Source organism: Bradyrhizobium jicamae (genome assembly GCF_018130215.1).
Classification (GTDB): domain Bacteria; phylum Pseudomonadota; class Alphaproteobacteria; order Rhizobiales; family Xanthobacteraceae; genus Bradyrhizobium; species Bradyrhizobium jicamae_A.
In genome coordinates this window covers 1-22269 of sequence record NZ_JAFCKQ010000070.1, presented here as the reverse complement: position 1 = coordinate 22269, position 22269 = coordinate 1, and the positions used below count along the sequence as shown (strand labels likewise).

General features: G+C 59.6%; 22 protein-coding genes. 18 read left to right on the top strand and 4 right to left on the bottom strand.

The window, feature by feature from the left end; translation table 11 throughout:
- The first annotated feature begins 33 nt into the window (after positions 1–33).
- Positions 34–1401 (top strand): acyltransferase, encoded by a 1368-nt coding sequence (locus JQ586_RS37755; RefSeq protein WP_212399718.1) that lies wholly within the window; start codon positions 34–36, stop codon positions 1399–1401.
- Here JQ586_RS37755 and JQ586_RS37750 read toward each other — a convergent pair.
- Positions 1344–1886 (bottom strand): hypothetical protein, encoded by a 543-nt coding sequence (locus JQ586_RS37750; RefSeq protein ID WP_212399717.1) that lies wholly within the window; start codon positions 1884–1886, stop codon positions 1344–1346. The genes JQ586_RS37755 and JQ586_RS37750 overlap by 58 nt on opposite strands.
- Before the next feature lie 235 nt (positions 1887–2121).
- Here JQ586_RS37750 and JQ586_RS37745 point away from each other — a divergent pair, with 235 nt between their 5' ends.
- The 17 genes from JQ586_RS37745 to JQ586_RS37665 all read left to right on the top strand — a co-directional run bounded on the left by JQ586_RS37745 (position 2122) and on the right by JQ586_RS37665 (position 19012).
- Positions 2122–2892, top strand: coding sequence for a sterol desaturase family protein (locus JQ586_RS37745; protein WP_212399716.1), 771 nt, complete (start codon positions 2122–2124; stop codon positions 2890–2892).
- Between the two features lie 138 nt (positions 2893–3030).
- Positions 3031–4548, top strand: coding sequence for a hypothetical protein (locus tag JQ586_RS37740; protein WP_249148635.1), 1518 nt, complete (start codon positions 3031–3033; stop codon positions 4546–4548).
- Between the two features lie 184 nt (positions 4549–4732).
- Positions 4733–5470 (top strand): isoprenylcysteine carboxylmethyltransferase family protein, encoded by a 738-nt coding sequence (locus tag JQ586_RS37735; RefSeq protein WP_312017080.1) that lies wholly within the window; start codon positions 4733–4735, stop codon positions 5468–5470.
- 243 nt (positions 5471–5713) lie between these two features.
- Positions 5714–5899, top strand: coding sequence for a Flp family type IVb pilin (locus JQ586_RS37730; protein WP_212399715.1), 186 nt, complete (start codon positions 5714–5716; stop codon positions 5897–5899).
- A 183-nt stretch (positions 5900–6082) separates the two neighbouring features.
- Positions 6083–7018: a Flp pilus assembly protein CpaB gene (gene cpaB / locus JQ586_RS37725; RefSeq protein ID WP_212399714.1), complete on the top strand. Its 936-nt coding sequence runs from the start codon at positions 6083–6085 to the stop codon at positions 7016–7018.
- Positions 7019–7118: 100 nt separating this feature from the next.
- Positions 7119–8741 (top strand): type II and III secretion system protein family protein, encoded by a 1623-nt coding sequence (locus tag JQ586_RS37720; protein WP_249148634.1) that lies wholly within the window; start codon positions 7119–7121, stop codon positions 8739–8741.
- Between the two features lie 12 nt (positions 8742–8753).
- A complete protein-coding gene (locus tag JQ586_RS37715; RefSeq protein ID WP_212399713.1) occupies positions 8754–9128 on the top strand; it encodes a hypothetical protein in 375 nt (124 codons plus the stop codon).
- Between the two features lie 151 nt (positions 9129–9279).
- Positions 9280–11130, top strand: coding sequence for a pilus assembly protein TadG-related protein (locus tag JQ586_RS37710; RefSeq protein ID WP_212399712.1), 1851 nt, complete (start codon positions 9280–9282; stop codon positions 11128–11130).
- Between the two features lie 96 nt (positions 11131–11226).
- Complete coding sequence (locus JQ586_RS37705) at positions 11227–11652, top strand: TadE/TadG family type IV pilus assembly protein (RefSeq protein ID WP_212399711.1); 426 nt, start codon at positions 11227–11229, stop codon at positions 11650–11652.
- Complete coding sequence (locus tag JQ586_RS37700) at positions 11649–12110, top strand: TadE/TadG family type IV pilus assembly protein (RefSeq protein ID WP_212399710.1); 462 nt, start codon at positions 11649–11651, stop codon at positions 12108–12110. The genes JQ586_RS37705 and JQ586_RS37700 overlap by 4 nt, the downstream gene beginning before the upstream one ends.
- A 221-nt stretch (positions 12111–12331) precedes the next feature.
- Positions 12332–13534 carry a hypothetical protein gene (locus JQ586_RS37695; RefSeq protein ID WP_212399709.1) on the top strand — a complete coding sequence of 401 codons (1203 nt, stop codon included), beginning with the start codon at positions 12332–12334 and terminating at the stop codon, positions 13532–13534.
- Between the two features lie 125 nt (positions 13535–13659).
- Complete coding sequence (locus JQ586_RS37690) at positions 13660–15057, top strand: CpaF family protein (protein ID WP_212399708.1); 1398 nt, start codon at positions 13660–13662, stop codon at positions 15055–15057.
- Positions 15005–16021: a type II secretion system F family protein gene (locus JQ586_RS37685; RefSeq protein ID WP_212399707.1), complete on the top strand. Its 1017-nt coding sequence runs from the start codon at positions 15005–15007 to the stop codon at positions 16019–16021. Before JQ586_RS37690 ends, JQ586_RS37685 begins: the two co-directional genes overlap by 53 nt.
- 2 nt (positions 16022–16023) lie before the next feature.
- Entirely contained in the window at positions 16024–16953 is a 930-nt protein-coding gene (locus JQ586_RS37680; RefSeq protein ID WP_212399706.1) for a type II secretion system F family protein, read from the top strand.
- A 557-nt stretch (positions 16954–17510) separates the two neighbouring features.
- Positions 17511–17876: a tetratricopeptide repeat protein gene (locus tag JQ586_RS37675; RefSeq protein ID WP_249148633.1), complete on the top strand. Its 366-nt coding sequence runs from the start codon at positions 17511–17513 to the stop codon at positions 17874–17876.
- 279 nt (positions 17877–18155) lie between these two features.
- Complete coding sequence (locus tag JQ586_RS37670; RefSeq protein ID WP_212399705.1) at positions 18156–18479, top strand: hypothetical protein; 324 nt, start codon at positions 18156–18158, stop codon at positions 18477–18479.
- Entirely contained in the window at positions 18476–19012 is a 537-nt protein-coding gene (locus JQ586_RS37665; protein WP_212399704.1) for a prepilin peptidase, read from the top strand. Before JQ586_RS37670 ends, JQ586_RS37665 begins: the two co-directional genes overlap by 4 nt.
- 214 nt (positions 19013–19226) lie before the next feature.
- On the opposite strand, the gene JQ586_RS37660 is transcribed toward JQ586_RS37665, so the two are convergent.
- The 3 genes from JQ586_RS37660 to JQ586_RS37650 form a co-directional block, all read right to left on the bottom strand.
- A complete protein-coding gene (locus tag JQ586_RS37660) occupies positions 19227–19790 on the bottom strand; it encodes a DnaJ domain-containing protein (RefSeq protein WP_212399703.1) in 564 nt (187 codons plus the stop codon).
- 826 nt (positions 19791–20616) lie between these two features.
- Complete coding sequence (locus tag JQ586_RS37655; RefSeq protein ID WP_212399702.1) at positions 20617–21324, bottom strand: outer membrane protein; 708 nt, start codon at positions 21322–21324, stop codon at positions 20617–20619.
- A gap of 365 nt (positions 21325–21689) precedes the next feature.
- A complete protein-coding gene (locus tag JQ586_RS37650) occupies positions 21690–21923 on the bottom strand; it encodes a hypothetical protein (protein WP_212399701.1) in 234 nt (77 codons plus the stop codon).
- Between the last annotated feature and the right edge of the window lie 346 nt (positions 21924–22269).

Here is a 22269-nt window from a genome sequence, read left to right as displayed (position 1 = left end):
GCCATTCCGCCCCCATTTAACTATGCCGAGACGTTGAACGACCCGATCGTTTCCCGCCAGGAGTCGTTCCTTTTCGATCGCCACCGCAGTCTGCCGAGTCCTCCGGATTCGGCCGCGCAAATGTCTTTCCAGTTCATGTCCTTTCCTGCTATGCTTTCGTGGTATATTTTAATTGGCCCCCCTGGACACCAGCCCAAGCGGTTGATGCTCGATATTTCAGAACGCCCTTTACCCCGACAGACCGCCGCTGTTGACGATGTGATGACAGCGGAATCGCAGGGCCATCCGCGTCGGATATCAAGTGGAACGCGCATTCCAGAGATCGACGGTGGGCGCGGATTGGCGGCCTTGGCCGTGGTGCTTGCTCACTACTTCGGGGAGGTCGCACACGGGCTCCCCGGCTTCACCGTCGGGTGGATGGGCGTCAACCTGTTCTTTGTGCTTTCGGGCTTTTTGATCGGCTCCATCATCCTGGAGCGCAAAGGCTGCTCAAACTTCTTTTCGGTATTTTATATCCGCCGCACGCTCCGTATTTTCCCGGCCTACTTCACGGCGCTTGCGCTCACCTTGGGGTTCATTTGGCTGCATGGTCCCGCGCCATGGATCGGTCCGCCCCTGCCTGCGCTCTCCTATTTCACGTTCACGCAGAACTTCGTGATGGCGCTGCGGGGCGACTATGGAGCACCCTGGCTTTTGCCGACCTGGACGTTGGCGGTCGAGGAGCAATTCTACCTGGTCATCCCGCTGATCATCACTCTCTTGCCTTCGCGTTGGCTGTTGCCCGCGATCATCGGTGGCATTGCGATCGGCTGTATCGCGCGCGCGTTGTTCTATCTCAACGGCAGTGAAATCGCGGGGCAGGTGCTGCTACTCAGTCGCTGTGACATCCTGTTGACGGGAATACTTGCCGCTTATGTCCATCGACGGTTCATGCCGAGTGAATTGCTTCTTCGCCTGATCCCGTTGGCGGCCGTGGCTGCGGTGCTGCTGGCGGTGTTCCAATTCCGCGCCAGCGGCGGCACTCTGCTGTTTATTGTCAGTCCGCTCCTGATGGCGTTTTTGTTCGCGTCATATCTGCTGCTCACGGCGCGGGGTTGGCCGCAATTTCGCTTTCTCCGTTCGCGCTTCTGGCAGATGTTCGGGACTATCTCCTACAGCCTTTATCTCATTCATCAACCGATCGCCGGCGCCTTGCATGGCCTTATCCTTGACGGGCGGCCAGACATCGGAACCGTGCCGCAAGTCATGGTGACCTTTGCCGCCCTGCTGCTGTCGATCGCATTCGCCTTGGCCTCGTCCAGGTTGATGGAGGCCCCGCTGCTTCGATTGGGACGTACCTGGCGCTATGATGGACAGATGATAGTGGGACCTTCGAAGGTCGATGCGCCTCGATCCGCGTAGACGCCATCTGAAATTCCAGGAAGCTCTTGAGCCGTCGACGCTTCTGTCAACGTCCAGCCGATTGCCGAAAATGCCGTTCCCCACCAGACCACCAGCAGAGCGATCAACAGCGTGAAGGAGTGCGGAATCGCGTTGAGCCGGCTCCAGTCGCGGGCGGAGAGCAGCACGGCCCAGGCATAACTTACCGACAGCATCATGATCAGCAGGATCGCCGCCAAATATTCGTACTGACGATTCGGCGGCATCGAGGAGACGACGAAGAGATAGGTAGCCCACAGCGTGGCGAGTCCAAGGCCGATCAGCAGCCGAAATCGTTCCAGGGTCCGACACTGCGTCGCATTCCAGTTGCTCGGATACAGCGGGCGAACACCCGTGCGTTCGTGGCGAAAAAAGAATGCTGTCCTCGTCAATAAGCCCGCACCCACGACCACGATCAGGCCGATCAGGCCGAACTGGGTGGGCATATTAAATTCGGAGTAATGCATCGGAAGCGAGTCCTCCGCGAAAAACATATTGAAACATGGCGTCGTATTAAAGTGAATGGGAATTAATGCCAATTCACAAGTATTTGTAATTTAAAACAAATCTGGCAAATTGCTGCCGGGCGTCGGCGCAGACGGTCTGGCTCAGTGCGGAAATTAAGCTCGTTTGACGTCACGCAGATCCGCCACGTGGTCGAGACCGGTCGGCTCTGATAGTCTGCATTTTTTGGGAGCCGGCATGGACCCGCTCGGACTGAAGCTTATTTTGATCACCTTTGTTGTTTTCGTGCCGCTCGAGCGTTTGTTCGCTTTGGAGGGCGAGCAGAAGCTCTTTCGACCGGGATGGGGGAACGATCTTGTCTTCCTGTTCCTGAACGGTCTGGTGATCAAGCTTGGCATGCTGGCCGTCATTGCCGCGAGCCTGTTTGTTGCAGTGCGCCTCATCCCCGCATCCGTTCAGGATACGGTCGGCGGCATGCCGTTTTGGATTCAGATTCTCCTAATCATTGTGATCACCGACCTGGGAATTTATTGGGTTCACAGGATGTTTCACGCAGTTCCATGGTTATGGCGCTTCCATGAGATCCATCACAGCAGCGAGGAACTCGACTGGCTCGTGGCCGTGCGTGTTCATCCCGTCGACCAGATCCTCACCAGAGGTGCGCCGCTACTTGCGGTTATCTCGTTGGGCTTCTCCGAATGGGCGATCGGCGTCTGCGCCTTGATTTCTGCCTGGCACGCATTCCTCGTTCATTCCAACGTCCGCATCGGGTTTGGTCCGCTGCGTATGCTGCTCGTTTCTCCGGCGTTTCACCGTTGGCATCACAGCAGTGATCGTGAAGCTCGTGACAAGAATTTTGCCGCCCAACTGCCGTTCCTGGATGCGTTGTTCGGAACGCTGCATTTCCCAAGGGAGCAAATGCCAACGGCGTATGGTTTGGACCAGCCGATGCCGCAGCGTTACGCGTTCCAGATGTTGTACCCCTTCGTCGGGGATCGCGAACGTTGAGACCGGCCAGCACCGTGGGAGCCAGGCGCCGCCAATCTCGCCTGAGGGCGAGGGGGCGCCCGTCAAACACGATCCGGCGGTCAACCTGATGTCACTTCCACTTAAGCGATACATTCCTGGATTGTTCCGGCCGGCCCCATGACGGTGAACTCTGACGAGAGATATGGCGATCCTCATTCGTCCGCGCATCCGGTTACGCCGACCAGTGTCCGCGATCGTGAGGACATCGATGGCATCAGGCTCTGGCTGCCCCTGATATTTGGCGCCACGGCATACGTCAGCCTTCTGGCCAGCGGCAATCACCTGCTCAATGATTCCGACGTCTATTGGCATATTGCAGTCGGTCAATGGATGCTCGACCATCGAGCTGTACCGCACGCCGATCCGTTCTCGTTCACGATGTACGGAGCGCCATGGATAACAAGTGAGTGGTTGTCCGAAATTCTCTATCTCGGCGCGTTCAAGGCCGCCGGCTGGGCGGGACCGGTGATATTGGCCGCAGCGTCGATTGCCGCGGCGTTCGTTTTGCTCACCCGCCTACTGCTCAAGACCTTGCCGAACATTCCCGTGATGATCCTGGTGGGGGCGGCAATGGCGATGACGGCGGCTCATTCGCTCGCGAGGCCGCATGTGCTCGTTTTTCCCCTGCTGGTGCTTTGGGGCCATGCCATCGTCCGCGCAGCGGAGGAACGGGGCGCGCCCTCGGTTGCGTACCTGCCGGTGATCTGGCTCTGGGCGAATTTGCATGGAAGCTTCACGCTGGGGCTGGCGCTGATCGCGCCGTTCGCGCTGGAGGCTGTTGTCGTCTCGGAAAAATCCGCCCGTGTTGCGGTGGCTGTTCAGTGGCTTTGCTTTACCCTGCTGGCGGTCGGAGCCGCCTGCATTACTCCATACGGATTTAAGTCGTTTATCGTAACGTTTCGAATACTTGGCCTGGGTAGCATCCTTTCGACGATCAGCGAGTGGCAACCGCTGGATTTCGCCAGCTTGGGGATCGTGCAGGTCTGCCTGTTGGCCGGCATTGGTTACGTGCTGTACAGCGGTTTCAGGCTGTCCCCCCTGCGAATCCTTGTGGTGCTCGCAATCGTCCATGAGACGCTCGCGCACAGGCGCTACGTCGACGTGTTGGGACTTTTCGGACCGTTGGTGGTTGCCGGCCCGCTGGCGAAACACCTGTCGTACCATCCACCGCAGCGCGAACCGAGCCTGACCGCCGGAATGCGTGCGGCATTCGTCGCGGCCGTTGCGGCCCTGCTTGGTGCGACCTGCGTGGCAGAACGGGTGGCCGGCTTTGCGCCGCAATCAACCCCGTTGGCGGCATTGGAGAGAGCGAGGCAAGCGAATGTCGGCCGCATCCTCAACGACTACGAGTTCGGGGGATTTCTGATTCGCTCGGATATTCCGACGTTTATCGATTCCCGCGCGGAGCTGTTTGGAGCGGAGTTCATCACGCGATACCAGCAAGCCGTCTCGCTCAATGACAGCAGCGATTTTGTGCGGATGCTGGATCAGTACCAGATCGGTGCGACGTTGCTGTCTCCGAAGACCCCGGCCGTTGGTCTGCTGGATCGAATGGAGGGATGGCAGCGGATTTACGGGGACAGCGTCGCGGTCGTCCACATTCGTCGCGCGGAGGCGGGAGCCTCGAAGCCTTGATCTCTCGTGTATCTCGGGATAAGCGGCCTGTCGGGATGGGCGAAGTGCGCGGTAACGGTCGTCGGGGCAGAGCGTCGAGATCTCAATCTTCACAGGCGCATTCGATCAAGATCTCCGCTCAGGGTTAACCAACCATTAATTTGTGCCTTTAAACTATCGCTACGGCGGACTATTGTGACGCCGTGTGTTGCAACCGATCGGCAAAGGCGAAACCATCGTGAGTGCGGGCGAAGGTGTGACGGAGCTTCCCAGCGGCGCGCTCGGTTCCAGGTTTGTGCTGGAGTGGTCCGCTCGAGTTGTTATCGTCGTGGTGTTCACGCTGCTAGCGATGGTCAATCTCGCGGGCATCTATCACGTCGTTCCGATAGATAGCTTCGAACGCGGTCTGACGGCTGCGGCTCGCCTCGCCAACTGCATGTTTCTGGTCCTGATCGCCGCAACGGCACTGACGCGGCTGTCGCCGATCATGAAAGCCAAGGGCATCGAGCCGCGTGTGTCGGCGTTGCTCGGCACTTTCCTATGCTTGACCCTGGTTGTTTTTCCGAAGGCGAATATCGGTCCGGTCCTGTCGATCATGGCGACGATGCTGACGACGATTGGCGCGGTGATGTCGTTTATAGTGCTTCGTTGGCTCGGCAAATCCTTCAGCATCCACGCGGAAGCCAGGCGACTGGTGACGAACGGGCCGTACCGGATCGTGCGTCATCCGCTCTACCTTTGCGAAGGCATCGCTCTCCTCGGCGTTGCCATCCAGGTCATTTCTCCTCTCGCCATCGTCGTCGTGCTGGCGATTGCGGCACTGCAGTTTCGGCGCATGATTAATGAAGAGGCGGTCCTGAGGTCGGCTTTTCCGGAGTACCTCTCTTACGCCGCACGGACTCCACGGGTCATCCCGCGGAGTCTTCCGGGCCTTGGCCGCTAAGTGCGATCACAGTGCGTTCCGAATCCCCGATAGTTTCTAGGCGAGTAGGGTCCTCCCACCCCCATGTCATGGGGAACTTTCAGTTACATTCAGACAACCAGATTAACGATAAATCCCGTAAAATTAGGGGGTTGATTGACACCGGCCCTCATTTAACTCAAAATTAAATCAATGGTGGATCGGAGCATTTCCTCACCATTGACCTAGTAATCGAAACCAATCCCTTTTTTGGAGGCGTATGACATGCGTAAGTTTTTCGGGGCTCTCAAGAAGTTCGGCAAGGAAGAAGACGGTGCGGCGCTCATCGAATACACCGTGCTGCTCGGGATCCTGCTGGTTGCCGTGATCGCCGTTATCGTGTCCGTGGGCACCTGGATCAGCAATCAGTGGTCTGCCCTGAACGGGGCGCTGCCGACCGGCGCTGCTTGATCCGCTCCCAGCTCATCGGGACTGCGGATTTGAGATCGATTTTGCGAAGTCGATTTTGAGACGTGTCAGCTTCGTGCGATCCACGAAGCTGACGCACTTTACCTGATTGCGGCGACATATTTCGTCGGTGTTTTTTTAATCAGACGCCAGTTGCAGCTCTGATCGACATGGCGGATTTAAATCATGCGCAAAAGTAATCTTATCATCCTGTTTCTTGCCCTGACGATGGGCGTCGTTGCGGCGCTGATGGCGCGCAGCTGGATTGCCCAGCACACCGCTCCGCAGACCGCGGCAACCGCCGGCACCATTGTAGTGGCCGGAGCGTCCCTGCCTTTCGGCACGGTTCTGACGCCCGACAACGTCACGGAGATTGCCTGGACCGAGCCGAAACTCCCCGATGGGGCGTTCGCCTCCAAAACGGACCTGCTAAAGGACGGCCGCCGGGTCGTGCTGAACGCGGTGGAACGCAATGAAATGATCGTCAAGTCGAAGATCACTGCGCCCGGGCAGCGCGCGTCGCTGTCGGTCCTGCTCGAAGAGGGACAGAGGGCGGTGACTATTCGGGTCGACGATGTCCGCGGCGTGGCCGGGTTCATCCTGCCGGGCGATCGGGTCGACGTCGTGCTGCTTCGCAGCGAAACCCAGAAGGGTGAGACCGAAAGTTCGGCCGACGTGCTGGTCCAGTACGTCAAGGTGCTGGCGATCGACCAACTGGCCAACGATCGTCAGGACCAGCCCACTGTGGCCACGGTCGCCAAGGCCGTCACGTTGCAGGCCAGCCCGGACCAGGCGCAGAAAATCCTGCTGGCCCAGAACATTGGAAAACTGTCGCTGGTGCTGCGGCAGCCCGGCGAGGGACGGTCGGCCGAGGCCGCTCGTGTCACCGACAGCGACCTGCCGGGGTTCCCCAAGCGCCAGGCCGGCGCGGCCAAGCCTGCCCCGGAGTCTGAAAAGCCAGTGCCGACGATCGCGCAGGTCTTCAGCAAGTCGGATACCGTCAAAGTCACGATTTACCACGGGACGGACGAAAAGCAGTACGACGTGATCCGCCAGCGCTCGGGCAAGGAGCAGTTGGCTAAGGACCAGGCGGCGGGCAAGGTCGCCGGCGCCACCGAGTAAAATTTTGCAAGGGTGTTGCAAATAAACTTGCTGGTTAGGGTGTATCTGTACTCTAGCGGGAAGGGGCCTTTGCGAGAGGCGGGGCAACGGGATAGCCGCCATGACGACGAACGGGGCGAGGGGAATGGATCAACATCGGGGTGCGCGGAAAGCCCGCCGGAAACTGCTCGCCTTCGGCCTGGTCGTCGCAGCGATGCCATGGAGCAGCACCCTCGACGGAGCTGCGGCCGCGGATCGCAAGAGCGAGATCGAGAACGGGATCATTGCCGACGCGTCTGACGTTCACCGGGTGACCGTCATCGTCAACAAGTCGAAAACATTCCGGCTTGAACGGCCCTTCGCCAGCATCGTTGCCGGCTCCCCCGATATTGCCGACGTGAAGGCGCTCGGCGACCGCACGATCTACGTGCTGGGCAAGCAGACCGGCACCACCAATGTCGTGTTCTTCGACGACCAGTCGCGCCAGATCGCGGTGCTCGATGTGCAAGTGATGATCGATACTGCCAATTTGCAGCAGAACATCGCGTCCGCCACCGGCGCCCGCGGCATTCGCGTCTCCGCCTCGGAAGGTCAGATCGTCCTGGGCGGAACGGTCACCGATGCAGTCGTGGCCGAGCGCGCCATGTCAATCGCGACAGGCACCGTTCCGAAGGGCGCCGTCGTCGTCAACGCTATGAACGTCGCAGCGCCGCAGCAGGTGATGCTGGAGGTGCGCTTCCTCGAGGTCAACAGAACGGCGGGCCGACAGCTGGGTGTAAACCTCTACGGCGGCAACAGCGCCGGCAACCAACTGGTTAACACGGGACTTGGCGCCGGCGGCTCCAACGGAGCGATCACGCAGACGCAGCCAGGTTCCGCGACGGGGGGCCTATCGGGTATCCCGCTCCTCGGTACGGCCAGCACGCTGGCCGGGTCGGCGGTTCCGTTCGGCAACGTTCTGACCAATGTCATCAACCAGGGTGGCAACCGACTCGACGTGCTGATCACGGCGCTCGAGACCAAAGGGTTGGTGCGTCGGCTGGCCGAACCGAATCTGATCGCGCTGTCGGGCGATGCTGCCCGCTTCCTGGCCGGCGGCGAATTCCCGGTGCCAGTGGCCTCCACGGCCGTCGCCGGCGCGTTGCCGACTGTGACGATCGAATTCAAGAAGTTCGGCGTTGAGCTCGGCTTCGTTCCGACCGTACTGTCCCGGGGTATCATCAACCTCCGCATCGAGCCTTCGGTCAGCGAGCTCGATTTCACCAACGCGGTGAGCATCGCCGGGACGACGATTCCGGCGCTAACCCGTCGCGACGCTCGCACCACCGTTGAATTGCGGGACGGCCAGAGCTTCGCCATCGCCGGCCTCCTGCAGAACCGCAACCAGCAGGATATTTCGCAACTACCCTGGATCGGCTCGGTGCCGGTGCTGGGGACGCTATTCAGCAGTAAGTCCTATCTGCAAAACGAGACTGATCTCGTGATCATCGTGACGCCGCACCTGGTAGCGCCAGCTGCGCCGGGCCAAGCGCTGGCCACGCCGCTTGATTCGCGGCTGCCGGCCAATGACGTGGACTTCTTCCTTAACGGCCAGATGGAAGTTAAGAAGCGCTACAACGACTACGTCAATTCAGGCGGCGATATCAAAGGGCCCTATGGCCATCTGATCGGGCCGGAAGTCCGCGGCGTCATCGCGCCGCAGCCGGTCGCGGTCGAACAGCCCGTCGTCAAGACCCTAAACTAAAGGACCACCGGCATGACATGCACTGTACTGCTTGCAATCGTCACGATCGGCTCCTGCAACGGCCTGGCCGGAAACGATGAAATGGATCGCTACTTCCAGCGTTCCGACCAGATCACTTTGAGCGCCGGCGACGCCAAGCAGGTCAACGCCGCCACCCACATTATCCATCCGTGGCCGCGCTATGTCGGCGATCGCCGGATCGTGTCCGACGCCCGTCGTGTCGGCGCGGCCGTCAACCGTTACAGCACCACGACGCGGCCGGTCGATCAGCTTCCCAACATTGGGAATGGAGGCGAGGCGATGGGCCAGCCGCCGCCGAGCAACCAGAACATCAATATCAGCGGATCTGGTGCGGGATCTGCGGGAATTTCCGTGCCGACCCGGTAACGGCGGTCGAGGACATCACCGGCGGACCATTTGGGTTCGGCGGCATGGCAGAGGAGGATAGTGCCCGGGCCGGCGATGGGGCGTAGATGCCGAACCCGGGATATTGGGGGAAAGTTTTTGGTGAGGAGTCATTTTAGAAGAGGTTGAGCACATGAAACGGAGCTTCAAGCGTTTTTTTCCGTGGCCCCGATTCGCCGAGTCTGACAGCGCCCGCCGGCTCGGTCCATTAACGAGGCTTTTGCACGATGAGGACGGCAGCATCATCGTCTATATGACGATCGCAGTGCCCGTCTTCGTTGGGATCGCCGCTCTTGCTACCGAGGGTGGCTTTTGGCTCTATCAAAAGCGGATGCTGCAGAGCGCGGCCGACAACGCGGCCTACAGCGCTGCGGCAGCCTATGCGGCGAACACGGCGTCGGACATCACGTCGCAGGCGAGGTCGATCACTGCCAACGACTACAACCTCGTCAACGGTCAGAACAATGTGACGGTTGCGGTGAACAGGCCGCCGAGCGGAAGCTGTTACGGTTCGACGTCGAACTATACCGGCAACAACGCGATCGAGGTCATCGTGACCAAGCCGCAGGTTCCCGCACTCTCGGGGATCTGGCTCAAGAGCAATGTCAGTATCTGTGGCCGCGGCGTCGCGATCGTCCCCAGCGTGGGGGACTGCATATTAGCACTCGCCGGAAGTGGCGCGGGCATCTCCACAGTTGCCAAGATCAACAACCTCAACATCACCCTGACCAATTGCAGCATCTTCAGCAATTCGACCAGCTCCAACTCAATCACGATCAATGGAAACAACAACGTCCTCTCTGCAGAGGCGATCGGCACGGCCGGTGGGATCGTCTTGAACGGAAATTCGAAATCGACGATTTTCAACAGCAGCACCGGTGATCCACCCGTTGCCGACCCCTATGCGACGGCCGCTGCATCTTGGCCAACGTCGCAGACGGCGCCGACATTGCCAGCGGCTTGCTCGGGTTGCAGCACGCCCCAAACGCCACCGACTTGCGCCAAGAAAGGACCAACGACAATAACGTTAAGTCCGGGGACCTACGCGGCGGCGCCTGTTTTCACCAATTGTACGACCGTCACCATGAGCGCGGGAGGTTATATTTTTTCGGCGGGCTTAACCGTTCCGAGCGGCGTCACCTTGAATATCGGCGCCGCTTCGACAATCGTCGTAACGACCGGTGGCTTTAACAACGCTGGTATCGTCAATTTTGGAACCGGCAATTATAATATAAAAATCAGTGCCGGGGGCTGGGCGAACACCGGAACGATGACGTTTGGAAGCGGCAACTACACCTTCTCGTCGGTTGGTAATGGGGCGACGACGCCGGCATGGAATCTCAACGGGACGACTAATTTTGGGACGGGCAACTATACGTTCACTTTGACAGGCAATTGGAATATTGGAACAGCAACCACGCTTGGAAATGGCAATTACACGTTCGCTATAGCGGGTGACTTGACGACGAATGCGAACTTCACCATGGGCAGCGGCACCAATTCCGGGTCGATGGTGAATTGGAACATTCAGGGCACAAGCACCACGATCGGCCCGGGCATCTATTACCTGTCCGGGAATTTCGAGGAAGACGGTACGGGTCATGAGACCGTTACTGGCACCGGCGCAACCCTTGTGCTGACCGGCACCAGCAGCGTCGTTCTCTACAACCCCAATAATTCCACGCTGAACCTGACCGCGCCGACGGCCAGCGGTTGGAATCAAGGGATTGCCATCTGGGAGCCCAATTCGACAGGGAGCAATATGTTTGCCCAAGGCAACAGCTCCATTGCGAATATCACCGGCGTGATCTACGCGCCGAATGCGGATATTCAGTATTTGGGCAATACCGGAAGCACGCCCAATTGTACTCAGATCATTTCCAAGACCGTCGAGCTTGGCGGAAACTCCATCGGTTTCACCGGGAATTGTACCGGCGTGCCGGGCGTGAAGACGTTCGGGCAAGTCGCGGCGCTGGTGGAGTAGGTAGCGATGTTCGGGCAACCACGCTTTTCAAGGCTTGGGATGTGGAACGCTGTCCGCAGGATCGTCACCCGGGCAAGTGATGCAACGGGCGCCGCAATGGTCGAGTTCACCCTGTTCGCGCCGATGCTCGTCGCCATGGCCGTCTACACGATGGATTATGGGCTTCTCGTCTTCAACAAGATGGAGGTGCAGAACGCGGCGCAGGCCGGCGCCCAATACGCGTTGACGAACAACTCCTACAATTCGTCGGCCATCACAACGGCTGTGACAGGCGCGACTAGGTTCACTGCGGTGACGGCGACGTCATCGCAGTTCTGCGGCTGTCCGGCGGCGACCAAGGTGACCTATTGTGCAGCTTCGTGCGATCTGTGCGGCACAGGGACCTGCCCGGTCAACGTCCAGGGACTCTACGTCACCGTCACCGCGACGCCCACCACGCCGTACAAGCCGCTCATACGCTACGGCCTGGTGAACAGCAGTTCCTACAACATCTCCGCAACCTCCACGGTGCGCCTCCGATGAAGCTATCACAGCTATTTCGTGACGAGCGGGGCGCAGCGCTGGTCGAATTTTCGGTCGTTGTGCCGCTTTGGCTCTCGCTGACATTCGGCATCATGCAGGCAGGCTTGGTGCTGTGGGCACAGGTCGGGCTGCAGCACGGCGTGGAACTCGCGGCGCGCTGCGCGAGCGTCACTGACATCGCGATAAAATACGGCGGGCTGACGAAAGCGTCGCCTTGCTACACGAACGTGTCCTCTTCGCCGAACGCCTCGGCCAATGTTGCCGCCATCAAGAGTTACGCGGCAGCCAATTCCTTTGGCCTCAATCCGCCCACGAATACATTCTCCGTCAATCCAGGCACACCTACCTGCACCAACGGCAACATGGTCACCGCGTCCTATCCGTTTACTGCAATGACCTACCTGTTCTCGGTTACGCTGCACGCCCAGTCCTGCTACCCGACAATTCCCAGCTCGTGAGGCGATCGGGCTGGCGTCTTTCCGGAGCTGCCCGGGCCGTAAAGGTTACTGCGAGGCTCCCATTGACATCAGGCACCTGTAAGCGGCTGTCTTTACTGCGACAACGACAGCCGCGATTTCGCTTGCTGCAATGAAGATTGTGGGGAACGATCATTGGCTGGGACGTTGGCGCGTCTTTGACGCCTGGCGCAGGCGCCGCTCTTTGATGGCTTAATCGGACGATGCAAATATTTCTGTTCAATGGCGGGGGCGACGCGAATCAGGCGAAGGACCTCGAACGACGCATCCGGGACAAATTGCCCGATTTGCAGATCGTCAGCCGTCTGGAGGAGATCAGCAAGGCGTTGCCGAAGAATGCGGAGCGCAGCGGCGAGTTGGCCTGTATCCTGTTTCCGGTCGTGCTGAACTCGCCGGAATCGTTCGACCGGATGGTTTCCATCGCGACGGAATACCGGGATTCCCTGTTCTTCATTTTCATCAGCGACGACATTCCGGCCCGGGACTACAAGCGCCTGGTGCAGACCGGCGGCGCCGATTGGGCCTCGACGCGCGGCGCACCCGACGAAATTCTCGACATCCTGTCACGCCTTGGCAAGGAAAGCGGCCCTGATACCGTCGAGGCGGCGCCATCCACGGAACCCGTGATGGTGGCATTCGTGCCGGGCGCGGGCGGGGTCGGGAACAGCACGCTGGCGATCGAAGTCGGCATCCAGATCAAAACCGCCAAGCGAAGCCGCAACCGCCGCGTCTGCCTGATAGATCTCGATTTCCAGAACAGCCACGTCTGCGACTATCTGGACATCGAAGCGCGCATGCAGATCCAGGAAATCGCCCGCAATCCGGAGCGGTTGGACAAGCAATTGTTCGATCTGTTCGTTTCCCATCACAGCAGCGGCCTCGACGTCCTGGCGGCGCCGCGCAGCAAGGGCGGGCCGGCCGATATCGATCCCGCGGCGCTCGAGGCTTTGTTCCAGATGATCGCCGCGCGCTACGATCTCATCCTGCTCGATCTTCCGGTGGCCTGGTTCAACTGGACGCGCCAGTTGCTTTCGGCCGTCGAGGTGACGGTGGTCTCGGGGCTGAACACGATTCCGGGCCTTCGCCAGGTCGCGGAGACGCTGGCCGCCGTGCGGGCGGTGGAGCGGGTGCCTCCGAAGATCGTCGTGGTCCTCAATCGGTGCGAACACCGTCTCGTCGGCGGCTTCGCCCGGCGCAATCACGTGACGAATCTTCTCGCTTCGGAGGAGGTGATCTACGTGCGGGACTGTCCCGACATTGCCACTCACGCGGTCAATACCGGAATACCGATGACGGTCGAGGGGACAGGAAAGGCGAGCAAGGATATCTCGCCTGTCGCACTGATCGTCTCCGAGGCCAAGCCAGTTGTCGCCGCCGGCACGGGGCCTCAGCGGGGACCGGAATAACACGGGCTTGTTTACCTCGTTGCATAGTGTCACGTGACAAGGATTAAGGATTGTGTAACTTTAAATTTGCGGCGCAATAAATTAGCGCAGGTTCGGGCCCACAGATAAAGTTGCGGGTTTTTTTCATGAGTATTTTTTTCTCGACAGGCATCGCCACCCGAGAGCAGCGTCCCAATTTCAAGCCGCGCGTTGTTGCGCCGCCGCCGCCGCCGCTCGATGACGAGCGCCTGTACCAGGAGCTGATCTCCCAGCGACCTGCGCTGATCGACGACAAGATCAAGCTCCACGCCAAGATCATCGATGAATTCAATCTGGCCGTGCTCGAGCGGATGCCGCGCGAGGAGCTGGTCAATGAGCTCCGCGTCTATGTCGCCGAGTACGTGCGGACCGAGAAGATTCCGCTCAACCAGCGCGAGATGCAGGCCTTCGTCGAAGATCTCGTCGACGAGATGATCGGATATGGACCAATCGAGCCTCTGCTCAAGGATCCGACCATCACCGACATCCTGATCAACACGCACAAAAGCTGCTTTGTGGAGCGGTTCGGAAAACTCGAGGAAACCACCGTTCACTTCAAGGACGAAGGTCACCTGCTTCGCATCATTCACAAGATCGTTTCGGCGGTCGGGCGTCGGATTGACGAGTCGTCACCGACGGTCGACGCCCGTTTACCCGACGGCTCGCGCGTCAACGTGGCGATTCGGCCGATTGCCGTCGACGGACCGCTGGTCTCGATCCGCAAGTTCTCGAAGCGGCCGTTCTCGATGGATCGCCTGATCGAACTCGGCGCGCTGCGGAGCCCGGTCGCACAGGTGCTGGAAGCGGCGGTGCAGGGCCGGATGTCGATGATCATCTCTGGCGGCACGGGCAGCGGCAAGACCACGCTGCTCAACGCGCTGTCCTGCTACGTCCCGCAAGGCGAGCGTATCATCACGATCGAAGATGCTGCCGAACTGCAATTGCAGCTGCCGCACGTGGCTCGCATGGAAACCCGCCCCGCCAACGCGGAAGGCAAGGGCGAGCTGCGGCAACGCGAGCTCGTGAAGAACGCGCTGCGTATGCGGCCCGATCGCATCATCATCGGCGAGTGTCGCGGCGACGAAGCGTTCGATATGCTTCAGGCGATGAACACCGGTCACGAAGGTTCGATGACCACGGTCCACGCCAACACCCCGCGCGATGCGGTCAAGCGCCTCGAGCAGATGGTCGGCATGGCCGGCGCGTCGATGACGACCGCAAGCATCAGGAGCCAGATCGCATCCGCGATCCGGCTCATCGTCCAGCTGCAACGCCTGCCGGACGGCAGCCGGCGGGTGACCAGCGTGAGCGAGGTCACCGGCATGGAGGGGGAAATCCTGCAAATGCAGGAGCTGTACCGATACGTCAAGGAATCCACCGACGATCGCGGCATGATCCAGGGAAGCTTCAGGTCCACCGGCATCCGGCCCGTGTTCCTGTCCGAACTGAAGCATGCCGGCGTCGACTTCCCTGCCAGCTATTTCGATCCCACGCGGCCTCTGTAGAGCGATCATGAGCAATCAACTCTGGGTCATCTATGCCCTGATATTCGCGGCGGTGCTGCTCGGCGTCCGTGCACTCTATTGGCTGCTGTTCCGCTCGCGCACCGAACGAAAAATCATCAATCGCCGCCTCACGCTCAGCAATGAGTTGAAGGACCAGGCTCAGGTGCTGGACGTGCTTCGTCGCGAACGCGGGTTTGCGTCAGTGGGCGCCGTCCCGGGTCTGCAGTGGGTCGATGAACTCGTCATGCAGAGCGGGATGAAGCTCGATCCGGCTCGCATCGGCATCTTCCTCGTGGCGGTGAGCGCGCTGCTTTACCTGCCTCTGGCGTTCTGGCTCAAGCTTGGCCCCGTTGCGATCGTCTTGGCCATCCCCGCGGCCGTGGGAGCCGGATATCTTGTTCTGCGGATGAAGCGGGCGTCGCGGATCGCCCGGTTCAGCGAGCAGCTTCCGGAAGCGCTCGATATCGTCGTCCGTGGCCTGCGCGCCGGACATCCGTTCCGCGTGGCGCTTGGGCTGGTGGCGCGCGAACTGCCCGACCCGATCGGAACCGAGTTCGGCATCCTGATCGACGAAATCAGCTTCGGCCTCGACCAGCAGCAGGCGGTCGATCACCTTGCGGCCCGCGTCGGTCAGGAGGATCTGACTTTCGTTTCCATCGCCATCAATATCCAAAGCCAGACCGGCGGCAACCTCGCAGAAATCCTGCACGGGCTGTCCCGCATGTTGCGCAACCGCGCCAAGTTGCGCCTGAAGGTCAGAGCGCTGACGTCAGAAGGCAGGATGTCCGGCTATTTTATGTCGGCGATACCGTTCATCCTTTTTGTGCTCGTGAACCTGATCAATCCGAGCTACTTCACCGAGGTAAGGGACCACCCGCTGGTCGGTGTCGCGGTCGTAGGAAGTCTGCTGCTGCTCGGAATTGGGAATTTCGTGATTTACCGAATGGTCAACTTCAAGATCTGAACATGTTTGAATCCTCTCCAGTTCTCATCTCTCTCATGGCCTTCGCGGCCGTAAGCGGGCTGGTGTTCGTCGCCGGTCAATATGTGACCAGGGAGATGAAGGTCCAGCAGCGGATTTCCCTTCCGCTGCGGGACCGGGAATCTGCCCCCAGGGCGTTCGACAGTCTGAACTCCGTCGTCCTGAAGTATTTCAACGAGAAGCGTTTCAAGGTCGAGGGGCCGGCGCGAACGAAGCTGCGTCAGGAGCTCTTGCGCGCGGGCTTTTTCCATCCGAACGCCATCAATTACTACATCGTCTGGCGGCTCGGTCTCGTCGTCGCCTTGCCGATCCTCGGTTATCTGGTCACGCTCCTCCTGATGAGTGACAGTAACCCGCTTGCGAAGCTCGGGCTTGTCGTGGTGCTGACGATCATCGGTATTTTCGGACCCGATGCATACATTTCCCGGCGCACACGGAAACTGGCCGACGAATACGCGACGACATTTCCGGATTTGCTCGATCTGATGGTCGTTTGCGTCGACGCGGGGATGGGTCTCGAGGCGGCGCTCGAGCGAATCAGCTCGGAGATCATCAAGCGAAGCCGCGCGCTCGGCATGAACCTGATGCTCTTCGGTGCGGAGACCCGCGCCGGCCGGAGCACGATCGATGCGCTCGGATCGTTCGCCGATCGTCTCGGGCTTGACGAAGCGCGCGCGTTTGTTGGCACCCTCCGTCAATCAATCGAACTGGGTAGCGACGTTGGAGAGACGCTCCGCATTTTTGGGGACGAGATGCGGGAGAAGCGCCTGCTGCGGGCTGAAGAACGTGCCAATACGCTGCCGGTCAAGATGGTGATTCCCTTGGGAACGTGCATTTTCCCTGTGATATTGATCGTCATCCTGTTCCCGGTGATTGTGAAGCTGATGATTGTATTCAAGGCTGTGCACCACTAGGCCTTGTGCAATGCAGCCGAAACGGGGGCCTCCGTGCGCGCAGCCTTCCGCTCGGACGATCGCCGCCGATGCCTCCTTGAGGCGAGCCGGACGGCGTGCGCGCAGCTCGGGGCGGTTTGCCCCCGACAGGCCAGACCACCTCAGGGATGCCCAATTGGCCAGGAAACACGAAGCTCGTTCGCTGGCACGAATCCGCTCCGCGCTGGGAAACGAGCGCCGGCCGCATCGCAACCGATGCGATAGCCCGGATATTCCGGGCTGGCTCGGTGAACGTCACATGGCCGGTCGTTCTAAAGTTAATGAGTGTGATCAAAACGGTACATTAAGTTTGATTGCGCTACAGTAAGCTCGGAGCATTCCCGGGGGTGGTCCGGGTGGGGGATACGACTATGTGGCGTCTAATCTGCTGGCTGGCATGCGCGTGGCTGGCGTTGGCTCTGGGGGCCTGCGAGACGGTACGCGATGCGGCCGTAGATGCACCTGTCGCGCCTGCGGGAGCCGATCCGGTCCAGGAGCCAACCGATGTCAAATACTATCCGTCGGACGAGCCGACGCGGATGGGGCTCGAGCAGTTCAATCGCGGCAGCTATGGGAATGCCCAGCGCTACTTCAAGGACGCGGTTGAAAAGTCGCCGAAAGACGTTACTGCCTGGGTCGGGCTCGCCGCGAGCTATGACCGGTTACGACGCTTCGACCTTGCCGACCAGGCCTATGCGCAGGCGATTCGGCTTGGGGGAGAGACCGTTCAGGTCCTGAATGACCAGGGCTATTCGCTGATGCTCCGGGGCAACCTGAGCGGCGCCCGGAAGAAGTTCATGAAGGCCTATTCGCTTGATCCGGGCAACCCGGTCATCGCCAATAACATCGAGCTGCTCAATGGAAGCCGCAGGTTCATCGAACGGCCTCCGGAGAACCAGCCTTGATGGCCTGTGTCACCTTTTGTTTAGTTAGACTGGCACTTTAACTTGGGTTGCCAGGCCCGCTCACTCGAGTAATGGAACCCCTTAAGACTAGCTAAACGTCTTTGGCGTATGGCTGGTCTCATGACCCGAATCCACAGACTGCAGTTCTTGGGACCGTTGGCGCTCTTTGCGGCTACCCTTTGCGCGGAGATTGCCGCACGCGCGCTGGAATATGCGCCAGGCTCGGAATGGCTCTGGTTCGTTAATCTCCGAATGTTCGGGATCTTCCAGCGAAGCTATATGGCGCTGAGCGACGTCGTCGCGATCCAGGGCTTTCAGCTGTTTGGCATTGCGCTACCGATCTTCGCACTGGCCTGCGTCGGCCTGGTTGTGAAATCGCGCTTTCCATTGGCGCTGGCAAGCCATTTGAGCTTTGCCTGTGCGGCGCTTCTGGTGTTGTTCTGGCAAACCCCGGGACCGCCTACCGCCCAGGCCTCACTCGTGGGAATCGCAGTACCGTCCGGTGCCGGCCTCTACGTGCTCGCCACGATCCTCGGCAGCTGCCTGCTATCCTTCGCAGTCTCGCACCTGCTCTACATCCGCGCTGCACGAGCGGAAATGTGACGGCATTTCCAGTTGGATGGAGCCAGCTGGTCCTGGTTGTGACCAGCGCTGTGCTGCTTCAGACCGCATGGACCGATCTGCGCGAATACAAGATCCGCAACGACCGCGTTCTGGCGCTTCTCGGTCTCTTCGTTCTCTACGCCGTTTTGAATGGCCAGTGGGCCGGTCTCGGTTGGAATGTCGCATTCGCCGCGCTGATGTTTCTGGCGATGTTTGTCTTCTATTTGATGGGTTGGATGGGGGCCGGCGACGTCAAGATCATGGGCGTTGCTTTTCTCTGGACCGGCATCTCGGACGCGTTGATGTTCGCGATCCTGCTTGGGCTATTTTGCGCGATGCATAGCCTGGCCGCAACGCGCGGCTGGGTGAAGAGCCGGGAGACCGCAAGCGGTCACCGAGGGATTATTCCTTTCGCTCCGTCGGTTGCTGCGGCGTTGATCTGTATTTTTATCCTACGAGCGGCGCACGTCGATCTCGCCCACATCCTTGCTTACGTTGGCCCGTGGTTTTGGTTCATAGCGCAGCCGAGATAGTCGCCGGTGCGGAAAGGAATCGTGACGCAGGCTGCTCGCTCGCCAGAGAACGATGTGGGGCGCTTCGCGAGTGGCATTCCAACAAAACAACAACGGGTCACTTCCTCATGTCGCCGCGGCGCCGGATCCGGACGTCGCTGACAAGCTTGCGATCGGCGCCGGCCTTTCGTAGGCTCGTCTCTGGAGTTGGCCTAGCGTCGAAAGGGCGTGGAAGCTACGCAGAACGCATCTGGGTCCGGTCGGTCAATAGACCTGTTGCACCGCGACGTTGTTGTTGTTGGGAATGGACCTGATCGACGCCCTGGACGGTGATCGCCAGCAGGCCGTTCTCGGTTCTGCTTATCCAGCCTTTTCCCTTGAGATACCAAAGATGGAATTCGAGATGCTCAGCCGGGCAGCCCAGCAATTGTTCGAGTTCAGCATCGCCGACGCCGGGTTCGCGGACGTTCTGCCGGCACTTCAATAGCAGAAGCGACAGCAGCTTTTCTTGAATCTCGACACCATGCTCGATAGGCTTTCCGTCGCGCAACTCGCCGACAAGTCTGTTGCGCGCATGCACACGATCCCTGTGCTCCAGGTCATATTGTGCGCGTCTCTCCGGATTGGTGAGCGTTCGATGAGCTTCCATGACGGTGTCGAAGCGGTCGCGATCCCCGGTCTGCTGATTGTCGGGATGATAGCGTTGCGCGAAGTAGCGAAAGACGCGCTCGATCGTGTCGGGGTTAGCCTTTGGACTGATTTCCAGCGCTTCGTAGTAGTCGATGAATTCGGCCGCCATAACCTTCGCCTCAAACGTTCAGAAAATCAGCGCCTTCTGCGGATCGGCAGGTTCATGCTTCCCGCTCTGGCAAGTGAATTGGTAGCACAGGATGGTGCCGCGACTTCCCGCTTTTTGCGAGTATCCAACACTGGTTGCCAGTCAGAGGAAATGCCCGCTGGCGTCTTCGACCCGTAGATATACGGAGAGATGCCGAGGCTAGAGACCCAGCGGCTGTTAGGCATGAGGCCCCACTGGTAATCTGATGGTGACGTGTGGCGCGCGGCTTGCGATCTTTGGGCTTCCGTCCGGATATCGCACGGGTCGCGCGTTCGAGGATCGAGACCGGCCGCTGCGCAAGGTCGTGTGACCGATGGACTGAGTGGAGATTTCTATCGCCGCAGATTTAGGATCGGCCGGCATCGGCGATGCGGCAAGTCTGATTTCCTGCCGAACTCACTCTTGTTGGATGCAGCCATCGAGGTGCTGAAGGCTCTTGCGATCGCCATTTCGTCACTTGCTCCTTGCTCCGCATTGCGTACAGAGAGGGGAGGGCAAAGGGGGTCACCCACGGTGCTCACCGTTCATCCCTATGCGCTCGTCCACGGTCGGACCATAGTTCGGACTGACAAGCCCGCCGAGCCCTACCAAAATCGACACTAGGTGATGAGCATGCCGCCATGAGGGCGGCCCAGAAGATTGCTTCGGAGACCGGACGCTCCGTTTACAGTGCGCGATGAAAATGCGCCGCCAGGGCAATGCGATACATGGGTGCCTGGCGGCACAGGATGTGAGTAGCCCAAAGCTCCCAACGTTAGAAAATCGTCTCCAAGGGAGACCGGTTGGCTCAGTATCGAGCTGTGGCAGGCCCGAAGAAGTGATAGTTAATGCCCGCCTTCACCGTGTTGACGGTAGCACCCAAGCCAACCCCGCCCGGAATAAAACTGGTCAGGTAATTTGTATTGGCGTAGTCGGTCCACATGTATTCGAGCTTCCCGGAGAGGTTGGGCACAAACATGTATTCGATACCAGCACCGATCGTTCCGCCTGAATGAAATCGGCTCTCAGCGAAAGTCGCTCCGAAACCCGACGCTGATATTTGATTGTCGGCCCAGGCGTAACCGCCTTTGACATACACCATGACAGACTGTGCGGGCACGTAGCCAATTCGGCCCGTAGCGCTCCCAAAGGACTGAATTTTATCGGTGGCTGTCACGCCAAAACCTGACACCGAGTATTTGATATCGGACCAAGCGGCATCGGCTTCAGCGCCAATCACCCAATTACCCATTTGCCAGTTGTAGCCGATCGTGCCGCCAGCAAAGCCGCCGTTAAGATCGCTGCTTGATGTCGTTACGGATAGCCCTCCGATGCTTGCTCGCACGTCGTCCGACCAGCCGTAACCGCCCATGCCCCCGAGGTAGAAGCCCGACCAACTGGCCATCGGTGCAACGTAAGGAGCCTTCGTATACGGGGTATAGGGGACCGACATGTCGGCGGCGGACGCAGTGCCAGCCGAAATCGTCAACGCTACCGCTGCCAGTATCTTTTTCATTGTATCCACCCTAACCAACAAGAATTAAATATGGCGCTATGATGCACGGCTTGGGTTGCGAGCAAAGGTTGTATCGCCATGGCTGCCGCGATTTTCGTCTAAGTGTTGCCGCTTTGCCGCATTTGGCCTTCGCAGCTGCTCACAAGAGCGTGCCGCAGCGTTACCGGTGAATAGCTCCCCGCTCCGGATATTGCGCGCCAGTTTGGCATCCGAGCGTGGCGCGTCTGCGCTCTGATCTTCCAAGTTGGGACGACCCCGACTGTGACGCGCTGGCGCGCCACGGCTTCGAGGCTTCGACCTCAAGAGATTGATCCGAGGCTCATGGTCAGCTGATAGGTATCGGACGCCCGGATCGCCACTCATAATCAAAAGTCAAGAAACCAACACAGCGCTCCGATTCCGAGACTGGCGACGACGACGAAGACGAGGCAGAAAAGAAAGGTCCGCCGCCGTGATGCCCTGCGCTGTAACGACAGCTCCAGTTCTTCTGGGATAACATGAAAGCGGAGTTGGTCGTGGCGGATGTTTTCGCGCTCAAGCATTTCGCGAATCCGCGCTCGCCGCTCGTCGGTCCAGAACTCGTCGTTGTCGTCTTCCATCGGGCCACCGCTAAGCGCCGGTTGGTCCGACAACTTCAGCCACGTCCCCCCAATGAAGCGGCCCCGTGATGTGGGGGACAAGCGCGGGGCCGCAGAAGAGGTTGGTACTCCCTCGATTCTAGACCCTGGTTGGGCATTATCCTCGGCTCCTTCGGAGTACCGGAGTCATACGGGAACAAAAACCCATTTGGGTCATGAACCTTGGCCCGGTTCGTGCAAGTGTCAAACGCCATCCGGAACTGCCCCCTTTGCGTCATGAAGAACTGCCTCCACCCTCGGGTTCATGGTGTCGGTTGAAGGTTGGCTCCGCCGCTGACGGGACGGAGGGAGGCGGAGCCGACCGGAG

Bases quoted from the DNA above. Each gene is read 5' to 3' on its own strand.
- JQ586_RS37750 (WP_212399717.1), bottom strand. From the start codon at position 1,886: ATGCATTACTCCGAATTTAATATGCCCACCCAGTTCGGCCTGATCGGC.
- JQ586_RS37745 (WP_212399716.1), top strand. From the start codon at position 2,122: ATGGACCCGCTCGGACTGAAGCTTATTTTGATCACCTTTGTTGTTTTC.
- JQ586_RS37740 (WP_249148635.1), top strand. From the start codon at position 3,031: ATGACGGTGAACTCTGACGAGAGATATGGCGATCCTCATTCGTCCGCG.
- JQ586_RS37730 (WP_212399715.1), top strand. From the start codon at position 5,714: ATGCGTAAGTTTTTCGGGGCTCTCAAGAAGTTCGGCAAGGAAGAAGAC.
- cpaB (WP_212399714.1), top strand. From the start codon at position 6,083: ATGCGCAAAAGTAATCTTATCATCCTGTTTCTTGCCCTGACGATGGGC.
- JQ586_RS37720 (WP_249148634.1), top strand. From the start codon at position 7,119: ATGACGACGAACGGGGCGAGGGGAATGGATCAACATCGGGGTGCGCGG.
- JQ586_RS37715 (WP_212399713.1), top strand. From the start codon at position 8,754: ATGACATGCACTGTACTGCTTGCAATCGTCACGATCGGCTCCTGCAAC.
- JQ586_RS37710 (WP_212399712.1), top strand. From the start codon at position 9,280: ATGAAACGGAGCTTCAAGCGTTTTTTTCCGTGGCCCCGATTCGCCGAG.
- JQ586_RS37705 (WP_212399711.1), top strand. From the start codon at position 11,227: ATGGTCGAGTTCACCCTGTTCGCGCCGATGCTCGTCGCCATGGCCGTC.
- JQ586_RS37700 (WP_212399710.1), top strand. From the start codon at position 11,649: ATGAAGCTATCACAGCTATTTCGTGACGAGCGGGGCGCAGCGCTGGTC.
- JQ586_RS37695 (WP_212399709.1), top strand. From the start codon at position 12,332: ATGCAAATATTTCTGTTCAATGGCGGGGGCGACGCGAATCAGGCGAAG.
- JQ586_RS37690 (WP_212399708.1), top strand. From the start codon at position 13,660: ATGAGTATTTTTTTCTCGACAGGCATCGCCACCCGAGAGCAGCGTCCC.
- JQ586_RS37685 (WP_212399707.1), top strand. From the start codon at position 15,005: ATGCCGGCGTCGACTTCCCTGCCAGCTATTTCGATCCCACGCGGCCTC.
- JQ586_RS37680 (WP_212399706.1), top strand. From the start codon at position 16,024: ATGTTTGAATCCTCTCCAGTTCTCATCTCTCTCATGGCCTTCGCGGCC.
- JQ586_RS37675 (WP_249148633.1), top strand. From the start codon at position 17,511: ATGGGGCTCGAGCAGTTCAATCGCGGCAGCTATGGGAATGCCCAGCGC.
- JQ586_RS37670 (WP_212399705.1), top strand. From the start codon at position 18,156: ATGGCGCTGAGCGACGTCGTCGCGATCCAGGGCTTTCAGCTGTTTGGC.
- JQ586_RS37660 (WP_212399703.1), bottom strand. From the start codon at position 19,790: ATGGCGGCCGAATTCATCGACTACTACGAAGCGCTGGAAATCAGTCCA.
- JQ586_RS37655 (WP_212399702.1), bottom strand. From the start codon at position 21,324: ATGAAAAAGATACTGGCAGCGGTAGCGTTGACGATTTCGGCTGGCACT.
- JQ586_RS37650 (WP_212399701.1), bottom strand. From the start codon at position 21,923: ATGGAAGACGACAACGACGAGTTCTGGACCGACGAGCGGCGAGCGCGG.